Annotated in this window: 6 protein-coding genes, 2 tRNA genes and 1 pseudogene; 4 read left to right on the top strand and 5 right to left on the bottom strand. The window is 71.6% G+C overall.

The genetic code is table 11. The annotated features are described in order from the left end of the window. Window positions 1-3386, bottom strand: a 3386-nt coding sequence (locus tag K4G64_RS37125) for a PAS domain-containing sensor histidine kinase (protein ID WP_221760281.1), incomplete at its 3' end; no start/stop codon positions are given. Window positions 3387-3786: 400 nt separating this feature from the next. Then, a complete protein-coding gene (locus K4G64_RS37120) occupies window positions 3787-4305 on the bottom strand; it encodes an SSI family serine proteinase inhibitor (RefSeq protein ID WP_221760280.1) in 519 nt (172 codons plus the stop codon). Window positions 4306-4492: 187 nt separating this feature from the next. Between K4G64_RS37120 and K4G64_RS37115 the strand changes: the two genes are divergently transcribed. Together K4G64_RS37115 and K4G64_RS37110 are read left to right on the top strand one after the other, a co-directional pair. Continuing rightward, window positions 4493-4583 (top strand) — tRNA-Ser (locus K4G64_RS37115). Window positions 4584-4781: 198 nt separating this feature from the next. Beyond that, window positions 4782-4854: transfer RNA gene (locus tag K4G64_RS37110), tRNA-Arg, on the top strand. Window positions 4855-5008: 154 nt separating this feature from the next. On the opposite strand, the gene K4G64_RS37105 is transcribed toward K4G64_RS37110, so the two are convergent. Together K4G64_RS37105 and K4G64_RS40835 are read right to left on the bottom strand one after the other, a co-directional pair. Continuing rightward, window positions 5009-5308 carry a hypothetical protein gene (locus K4G64_RS37105; RefSeq protein ID WP_221760279.1) on the bottom strand — a complete coding sequence of 100 codons (300 nt, stop codon included), beginning with the start codon at window positions 5306-5308 and terminating at the stop codon, window positions 5009-5011. Between the two features lie 163 nt (window positions 5309-5471). After that, window positions 5472-5687 (bottom strand): annotated as a pseudogene (locus tag K4G64_RS40835) (protein kinase family protein); the annotation flags it as partial. 291 nt (window positions 5688-5978) lie between these two features. On the opposite strand from K4G64_RS40835, the gene K4G64_RS37100 reads away from it, so the two are divergent. Both K4G64_RS37100 and K4G64_RS37095 read left to right on the top strand, forming a co-directional pair. Next, window positions 5979-7223 (top strand): hypothetical protein, encoded by a 1245-nt coding sequence (locus K4G64_RS37100; RefSeq protein WP_221760278.1) that lies wholly within the window; start codon window positions 5979-5981, stop codon window positions 7221-7223. A 134-nt stretch (window positions 7224-7357) separates the two neighbouring features. Continuing rightward, window positions 7358-7624: a hypothetical protein gene (locus K4G64_RS37095; protein WP_221760277.1), complete on the top strand. Its 267-nt coding sequence runs from the start codon at window positions 7358-7360 to the stop codon at window positions 7622-7624. Window positions 7625-7673: 49 nt separating this feature from the next. Here the strand turns inward: K4G64_RS37095 and K4G64_RS37090 are convergent, their stop codons facing one another. Beyond that, window positions 7674-8150: a MarR family winged helix-turn-helix transcriptional regulator gene (locus K4G64_RS37090; protein WP_221760276.1), complete on the bottom strand. Its 477-nt coding sequence runs from the start codon at window positions 8148-8150 to the stop codon at window positions 7674-7676. Window positions 8151-8383 lie beyond the last annotated feature (233 nt).

Genomic DNA, 8383 nt, shown 5'->3' with positions numbered 1-8383 from the left:
GGGGCACCGCCGGGCGGCGGGGTTCCGTGGACGTTCACACCCTGGGCGCCCGTGCCCTGAGCAGGCGTGCCCTGAGGTGGGGTGCCCTGCCCGGGAGCGGCCTCGGCGGGCAGCGGCCGGCCGACGGACTGCTGCTGACCCGGTACGGCGATGCCCTGCTGCGGCAGGGGCTGGGCCGGGGCGGGAGGCTGGAGGCCCTGCCCCGGGAGGGCGGCCTGCACGCTCTGTCCGAGCCCGCCCTGAGCGGGGACGGACATACCCTGCGGCCCGACGCCCTGCGGGGTGCTCACCTGGGCGGCGTTCCCCTGCGGAGGCACGGTGTTGCCCTGCTCGGCGACCGGCACGCCCTGCGGCGGGACGGCGGCACCCGGCGCGACCGGGGAAGCGGGCACGCCGGCCTGGAGGGGCACGCCCTGCCCCGGCCCTGCCTGCACCGACGGGACCTGCCCCGTGGCGTCCTGCTGAGCGGGAACGCCCTGAGCGGGAACGCCCTGAGCGGGCACGCCCTGCGCGGAACCGGCGGCAACCGAGGCGGGAGGTACAGAACCCGCGGGAACGGGACCGACTGCCGGCGCGCCACCGGGAGCCACAGGAGCGGCTACCGGTGCGCCACCGGGAGGCACAGGACCGGCTACCGGTGTGGCGCCCGGGGGCACGGGGCCCACCTGGCCGGCGCTCCCCGGCACCTGCGCTCCGGCCGTCTCGCTCGCCTCGGCCGGCTGCGGAGCCGCGACGGCCCGGCGACGACGGCCGGTCGGCGCGCTGGTCGGATGCGGCTGCGGCGGGGTGTGGTCGGCGGACTGGTCGTGCGGAACGGCGTCGTGCCGGCCCTCCTCGACCGCACCCGCACCGGCAGCAGCCGCTGCGGGCACAGCCACGGGCCCCTGCCCCTGCGGGGGCACCACGCCCGGAGCACCGGCGGGACCGCCGGGAACGCCGCCGGGACCACCGGCAACCTGCTGCCCCTGCGCCGCCGCAGCCTCCTGCTGCACCGGGGCGGGGGCCGGAGCCGGAGTCTGGTCGGCCTCGGCCGGCGGCAGCGCGAACACCGGCCGCGGCCCGGCCGCGGCGGCCTCCTGCGCGGCCGCGGCCCGCTCATTGGCGGCGGCCAGCGCACGCCTCCGGCGCCCCGTCGGCTGCTGGGCCTCTCCCTGATGGGCGTCGGCCTGACCCGCGGCCTCACCACCGGAAGGCGCCGCGGGCAGCGCCGGCGGCAGCGCGGCCTGCTCACCGGGTTCACGCCGGGCGCGCCGCCCGGACGGCCCGGGCACACCCTGCGGCGGCACGGTCCCGCCCAGCCCCGTGTTGGAGGCGGCGGCCCCCGCCGCATGCTCGGCGGCCGTCACCACGGCCCCCTCGGCAACACCCTGGACGGCATTGCCGACGCCGTCCGCACCGGCGCTCTCTGCCGCGCGCCGCCGCCGTCCGGTACCGCCCGACGCGGAGTCCTCACCGGACGCCTGCGCCGGAAGGGCCGCCTGCTCCCCGCCGGCCCGGCGCCTGCGCCGCCCGGTGGGCACGGCCCCCTCGGCTGCGGCACCACCGGCCGCGTCGGCTCCGGGACCACCGGCCCCGTCGCCCGCACCGCCCGGAACATCCCCGTCCAGGAAGGCGTCGGTGGAGGCCCGGCGCGCCCGGCGCCGCCCCCCACCGGAGGTCTGATCGGCGGGTTCGACGAGGGCGAGCGCGGCGGACTCGTCCACCGGCTGGGCGGCGACGGCCCCGGCCCCGCCCCCGATCGGCACCTCGAGGACGTAGGCGCTGCCGCTCATCCCCGGCACGTCGTGCGTCTGCAGCACACCGCCGTGGGCCCGGACGATTCCGCGCACGATCGGCTCGTGCACGGTGTTGCCACCGGCGTACGGCCCGCGCACCTCGATGCGGACGACCTCGCCGCGCTGCGCCGCCGCCACGACGACGGTGTTGTCCAGGTAACCGCCCGCCGAGACGGGCGTGTTGCCGGTCGCGTCGACCCCGGCCACGTCGGCGACGAGATGCGCGAGGGCGGTGGCGAGCAGCCGGGGGTCGACCTCGGCCTCGATGGGCGGCGCGTGCACGGCGAACTGCACCCGCCCGGGCCCGATCAGCTCCACGGCCCCGTCGACCCCGGCGGCGACGACGGCGTCCAGCATCACCTTCGTACGGGAGACGCTCTCGCTGCCGGTGTCGAGCCGCTGGTACCCGAGGACGTTGTCGATCAGCGTCGTGATGCGCGAGTAGCCGGCCGACAGGTGGTGCAGCACCTGGTTGGCCTCGGGCCACAGCTGCCCGGCGTCGTCCGCGGCCAGGGCGGCCAGCTCGCGGCGCAGTTCCTCCAAGGGCCCGCGCAGTGAACGGCCCAGCAGGGTCAGCAACTGCTCGTGCCGGGCGGCGAGCGCCTCGAACCGGTCCTTCTCGCGCTCCCCGAGCGCGGCGTAGCGGTCCTCGTTCGCGGCGAGTTCCTCGGCGTGCCGCTCGGTGAGCTCCTCCAGCTCGGTGACGTGCCGCTGGCGCAGCGCGGTGAGCTCGGAGGCGTGCTCCTCGGCGATCCGCTCCAGTTCCTCGGCGTGCCGCTTCTCCGCGGCCTCCTTCTCCTCGACGACGGCGTCGTAGGGCCGCCGGTCGGTGAAGGTCATCACGGCACCGACGAGCTGGTCGCCGTCGCGTACGGGCGCGGTCGTCAGGTCGACCGGCACCTTGCCGCCGTTCTTGGAGTACAGCACCTGCCCGCGCACCCGGTGCTTGCGCCCGGAGCGCAGGGTGTCGGCGAGCGGCGAGTCCTCGTAGGGGAAGGGCGAGCCGTCGGGGCGCGAGTGCAGCACGAGGTTGTGCAGTTCGCGTCCGCCGAGGTCGCTGGCCCGGAATCCCAGTATCTGGGCGGCGGCCGGATTGACGAGCACGATCCGCCCGTCGGTGTCGGTGCCGACGACGCCCTCGGCCGCGGCCCGCAGGATCATCTCGGTCTGCCGCTGGGACCGGGCGAGCTCGGCCTCGGTGTCCACGGTGCCGGACAGATCGCGCACGACGAGCATGAGCAGCTCGTCGCCGGTGTAGCCGTAACCGTCGTAGGCCTGCTGCCCGTTCTCGAGATTCGCACTGGTGACCTCGACGGGGAACTCGGTCCCGTCGGTCCTGCGCGCGATCATGCGGGTGGGCTTGGTCCGGGCGTGCGGATCGAGGTGCTCGGGCCGGCGCATGGAGCCGGGGATGAGCTTGGAGTCGAACTGCGGCAGCAGGTCGAGGAGCCCGCGCCCCACCAGAGCGGTGCCCGGGGTCTCGAAGGCCTCGAGGGCGATGGTGTTGGCGTTGACGACCGTGCCATTGGCGTTGACCAGCACCAACGCGTCAGGAAGGGCGTCCAGTATGGCTGCGAGGCGAGCAGCGCCTCGGGATGGCCTGCTGCTCACGAGACGCTTCCTCCCTGTTACCGCACCTTGCCGACCGCTCGGGCCATCTTGCCAACCGTCCTGCGGCGTGTCACGCGAGGGAGTCTAAGGGCTGCGGTTGCGCTCGCGACGCCGGATGGGAGCGAGGCCGCACGAGGAAGTGACCCCGAACTGACGACCGAGTAACCGCCAAACACCCGCCCTCCTGCGACGACGTCGCGGGACCTTCGCGGGACCGTTACGACGACGGCGTTTCTGTACCTTTTGGCCGGGCTGGCGCGATGGGGGCGGAGAGTGGCGCAAATGGGGTGCGGGATACGGGGTGTGCGGGGCGCCGGGCGACGACCAGGCGCCCTGTAGGCGAGACGCTCCGACACCCCGGGCCTCGACACCCCGACAGCCCGACACTCCGACAGTCGACTCAGGCCTTGGCGCCCCGTTCGCCCTCCACCCCCGGCAGGAGCGGCACGAGCCGGTCCCAGCGGGAGATCTGGCAGCCGTCGCGGCGGTCGTACGTGGCGTCGACGGGCCGTCCGGCCCAGGTTCCGGTGACGTGCGCGGTGGCCGGTCCGCCGTACTGCATGGTGCAGAAGCCGCCCTCCGGCGCGGGGGCGAAGACGTCCTGCCCCCACCGGGTGTCCCGCTCCAGTGCGGCACAGGCGCCGCTGGGGTCGGGGTGGCTGCCGCCGTCCGGGTCGCAGTACAGCTCGAAGGTTCCGTCGGCCCCGTCGCCGGCGTTCCGCACGGTCACGGTGAGGTGATCGCGGTCCGGGCCGTCGCCGGGACGGATCGGGGACAGCAGGTCGGTCCCGCCGGCCTGGGCATACGCGGCCGGGGGCGCCGCGGTCAGCGACCCTGCGGCGGCGACGGAGGCGGCGGCACCGACGAGGAGGCGCCGCAGGACGGGGCGGGCGGTGGCCCGGGGAGTGGCATGCAACATGCCCTGCCTAACGCGGCACGGCCCCGGATGTTGCGGCGCGCACGCCCGAGCGGGGACCCGCAGGGGCCTGACAAGGGCTTTGCCCTGCGCCCTGCCCGCCTAGTACCGTGGGGGTCGATTGGTGACAGCACGCTCGACTGTGTCATCATCGGCACGCACCGCTCGCGCTCGCGCGGGAGTGATGTCTGGAGGCGTCGCCTAGTCCGGTCTATGGCGCCGCACTGCTAATGCGGTTTGGGCCTTAAAGCCCATCGAGGGTTCAAATCCCTCCGCCTCCGCACTCGATCACGAAGCCCCGGTCACCCGACCGGGGCTTCGTTGTCGTTGCACCTCGTCCATGTGGCCCGTAAGTGCCGTTTTCGCAGCTCACAAGGGGTGGGGCTAACGGATTTCACATGGCGGCGGCAGTCATGTAATGTTCTTCCTGTCGCCGCGAGCGAGCCGCAAGGCCCGAGAGCAGCGAAAAAACAGAACAAGCACTCGTAGCTTAACGGATAGAGCATCTGACTACGGATCAGAAGGTTGCAGGTTCGAATCCTGCCGAGTGCACAGCAGACCAGAGGCCCTGTGGAGTGATCCACAGGGCCTCTGGCTTATGTCTTGACGGCAGCGTTTGACGGCACCCGCATCAGAAGGCGCGGAGTGCTCTTGCTGCGTACTGCTGAAGAAGCAGGGATTTCTGTGCTCGGCCGGAGCATGGGGCTCAGACAGTCGCGGCCAGCCAGCCGATGGTTTCGGTGGTGTGCTTCCCATCGCTCTTGGTGGCGCCGGCGTACACCTCGTTCAGGCGGATCAGGAAGCCCGTGTTGGTGACGTCATGGACGCGGATCCCCGGCGTCTCCGGGCCGTTGAAGGTCTGGGTCAGTGGGAGGACCACGACGTTGGAACCCGCCGGGAACGGGGTCGGGAAGGTGACGCGCGTGAAGGTCGAGGTGTTGCCGCCGGTCGTCTCGATCGGGTCGTCGGACTTCAGATCGATCTTGCCGGTCTGGATGAAGCTCATGGCCGACTTCCTTCGTGTGGGAGGTTGGGTCGCTTGGCTGTCTCCGCCAGCCGACGGAAGGCTCGTCACCAAAACGGTCGTGTATGCCGAAGTCCTGCGAGTGAGTGATCGCCTTTCGGACAGCGGAAACGGTGCGCTTCCTGGCTGTCCACGGACCAAAGGCGTCTAGACAGCTACGAGCGCCCGGTGCCTCGTAGTGGACGAGGCAGCCGCGAAACGGGAAGTCGTACCCCTCCGGGACGTGTCCGCCTCGGGCTAGGGCCAGGTCGATGAGATGCGTCCGCTCCGGCCCGACGATGAAGTGGGCGGGCTGTACGTCGCCGTGGGCCCAGCCCTTGGCGTGCAGTTCGGCGACGACCTCGGCATAGCCCAGCGCCACACGGAGGTTGCAGGTTCGAATCCTGCCGAGTGCACACAGAGCAAAGGCCCCCCGGGATCATTCCGGGGGGCCTTTGACGTCAACCGAACCGAGGGGCGTCGCCCCGCTGTCCGGTCGTGATCACGACGGGCAAGGGCTGCTGCACGCCCAACGGCTCCTCGGCCGTCAACTCCACCGCGACTCGCGCCGGTTCGCATTACGATCACGTGGCCGCTGCTGAGCAGGAGATTCGCGAGGGGAACGGGCGTGAAGAGAACAGAGGGCCACGGAGGGCGTCGGCGGGGCGGGGGTATGGCTGCGCTGGTCGTCGCCACGGTGTTGCTTCCGCTCGTCGCCGGGTGTGGCGGGGGCAAGGACGACTCCGGTCCCGACGCCAAGGGCACCAAGGGGACTGCCGGGCGGCAGGGTGGGAAAGAGAACGCGGACCAGGGAAGCGGGACCTTCCCGGACAGAGGTGTGATCGTCACTGCCTCGTGTTCCGTACCCGCGAGCAATCCGGCCAGCGTGACGGTCACGGGCTGGGATCCGACCACGTGGAAACGGACCGTCTCCCGGACCTTCACCGTCCCGGCCGAGGCCGTGGTCGCCGAGGCCGACGATGTCGCGTCCCCGCTCGTGGAGCTGTGCGCCGACAACTTCCCCGGCGTCGGCACGTCCGAGGACGGGCCGCGCGCTGTCGCCGCCACCCGGTTGCGGCAGCTCTTCGACAAGGACTTCTCCCGGATGGCCGTCGTCCTCATCGATCGAGAGACCGAGGCGACAGGGGTGGGCTATGTCGACACCAACGGCAAGCTGACCAAGCTGTCCGGTGAACAGAGCGAGGACTTCGGCGACACGCCCAAAGAGGAGAACGCCGTCTTCGCCCAGGACGGCAGTGCTGTCTGGTTCACCGAGACCGACTCCTCGGACCATGTGCGGATCGCCAGCCGTTCCGTCGCGGGAGATCACGCGGAGACCGAACGGGCGGCCGGTGATGGCGACTACATGGACGAGGCCGGCCTCGCGCTCGCGGGTGACCCGGTGCGCGGGGTCTTCGGCAAGGAAGTCCGGATCAGTCCCGACGGGCGCAAGGCGACGGCCTTCATCACCTGGAAGGGCTACAACGTGGCCGACGTGTCCCAGCGCAGTGCGCTGCTCAAGGTCGGCGGTGTGAAGGCGACCGGTATTCCGTCCGACGCCGACTGCCGCCCCTACGGCTGGGTCGACGACAGGACCGTGCTGTGCGGCCCCCGACTCGACGAGGCCGAAGACCCGAAGCGGAAGAACTCCTTCTGGACGCTCGACACTGCTCGGCTCGACGGCACGGCGGACACCCCGAAGGGTGCCCTGGGCGATCCGATCATCCCGGCGACGGATCGGAAGAACACCGTGCGGGCCGTGTCGCGGAACGGCAAGCAGATGATCTTCGCCTCGCTCCAGGGCACTCGGCTCGAGTTCTTCGTCTCCGCCATCGCTCCCGGCGCGACTCCGAAGAAGATCACCGCAGGGGGCGCGGACAAGGCGCTGAGCGTGGGTGACGTCCTGGAGTGGCGGTGAAGGCCGACTTACGACGTCCGCCTGTCCTGGACGTACGACGGTATGCGGTGACGGCAGCAGCGACGGTTGCCGTGGCGGGACGCGTGGGGGGAGGGGACGCTGGGATCAGGGGCAACGTGATGGAGAGGTACTCCATGGCTCAGACCAGCCCAGACCACAAGGCGCGCACACCGTTCTTCTCCCGGCCCGCGGTCCGGCGCTTCGCGCCCTTCGTCCTGATCACCGCGGTCGCTCTGATCTTCATCTTCGAGAACCGCTCGGACGTCGAGATCCGCCTGCTCGTGCCGATCGTGACCATGCCGCTGTGGGGAGCCCTCCTGATCGCCTGGGCGCTCGGCATGCTCGCCTGTGTCCTCACCGTGCGCCGACGGGCGAGCCGGCACTCACGTCAGCCCAAGTAGCGACGGAGTCGGCGCTCGCGTCAGCCCGAGTGGCGAGGGCGGCCCTGGTTCAGTCGGGGCGGCAGTGCTCCTCCAGGTAGGTCGCCGCCAGGGTGCTCGCGCGGGTGAACCAGTCGTGCAGGACCGCGATCTCGTCCGGGGAGTAGTCCGCGAAGAGGAGGGTGAGGCGGGCGTAGTACGGCTCGTACACCTCTCGGACGCGGGCGACGGCCTCGGGCCGGGCCGCCACGCGGATGCGGCGGCGGTCCGTGGGGTCGGGGCGGCGGGTGATGTAGCCGGCGCGCTCCAGGCGGTTGAGGATGCCGGTGACCGCGCCGGTCGTGACATGGACGCGGGCCGCCAGGTCGCCTGCCGTGGGGAGGTTCTCGCCGGCCTCGATGACATAGGCGAAGCAGGTGAGGTCGGTCACACTCAGGCCGACCTGTTGGGCGATCTCGTGCTGTCCGACCAGGTGAGTCGCGATGAGCCGGTCCATCGCCGACAGCGCCTGCTCCGGTGTGGCGGCCGGACGAGGCTTGGCTTGCATCCCCAGATCCCTTAGTTCGTGAGATGTTTGGGCTGTAAAAGTCTTAGCAGATGAGGGGTTCGGCGGGTCGGAGTCCTCGGGTGCGAGGGAGTGACACGTGAGTGCACATCAGTATGACCACGGGCACACGGTCGCTGGCTGGGTCGGATGCGCCATCGGCACCCTCGGGGCCGATGGCGCATCCGACCCAGCCAGCGACCGTGTGCCCGTGGTCATACTGATGTGCACTCACG

This window comes from Streptomyces sp. WAC04114, from assembly GCF_019733245.1.
Lineage (GTDB): Bacteria > Actinomycetota > Actinomycetes > Streptomycetales > Streptomycetaceae > Streptomyces > Streptomyces massasporeus_A.
This window is presented reverse-complemented; position numbering and strand designations above follow the sequence as displayed.

Bases quoted from the DNA above. Each gene is read 5' to 3' on its own strand.
- K4G64_RS37100 (WP_221760278.1), top strand. From the start codon at position 5,979: ATGGCTGCGCTGGTCGTCGCCACGGTGTTGCTTCCGCTCGTCGCCGGG.
- K4G64_RS37120 (WP_221760280.1), bottom strand. From the start codon at position 4,305: ATGTTGCATGCCACTCCCCGGGCCACCGCCCGCCCCGTCCTGCGGCGC.
- K4G64_RS37105 (WP_221760279.1), bottom strand. From the start codon at position 5,308: ATGAGCTTCATCCAGACCGGCAAGATCGATCTGAAGTCCGACGACCCG.
- K4G64_RS37090 (WP_221760276.1), bottom strand. From the start codon at position 8,150: ATGCAAGCCAAGCCTCGTCCGGCCGCCACACCGGAGCAGGCGCTGTCG.
- K4G64_RS37095 (WP_221760277.1), top strand. From the start codon at position 7,358: ATGGCTCAGACCAGCCCAGACCACAAGGCGCGCACACCGTTCTTCTCC.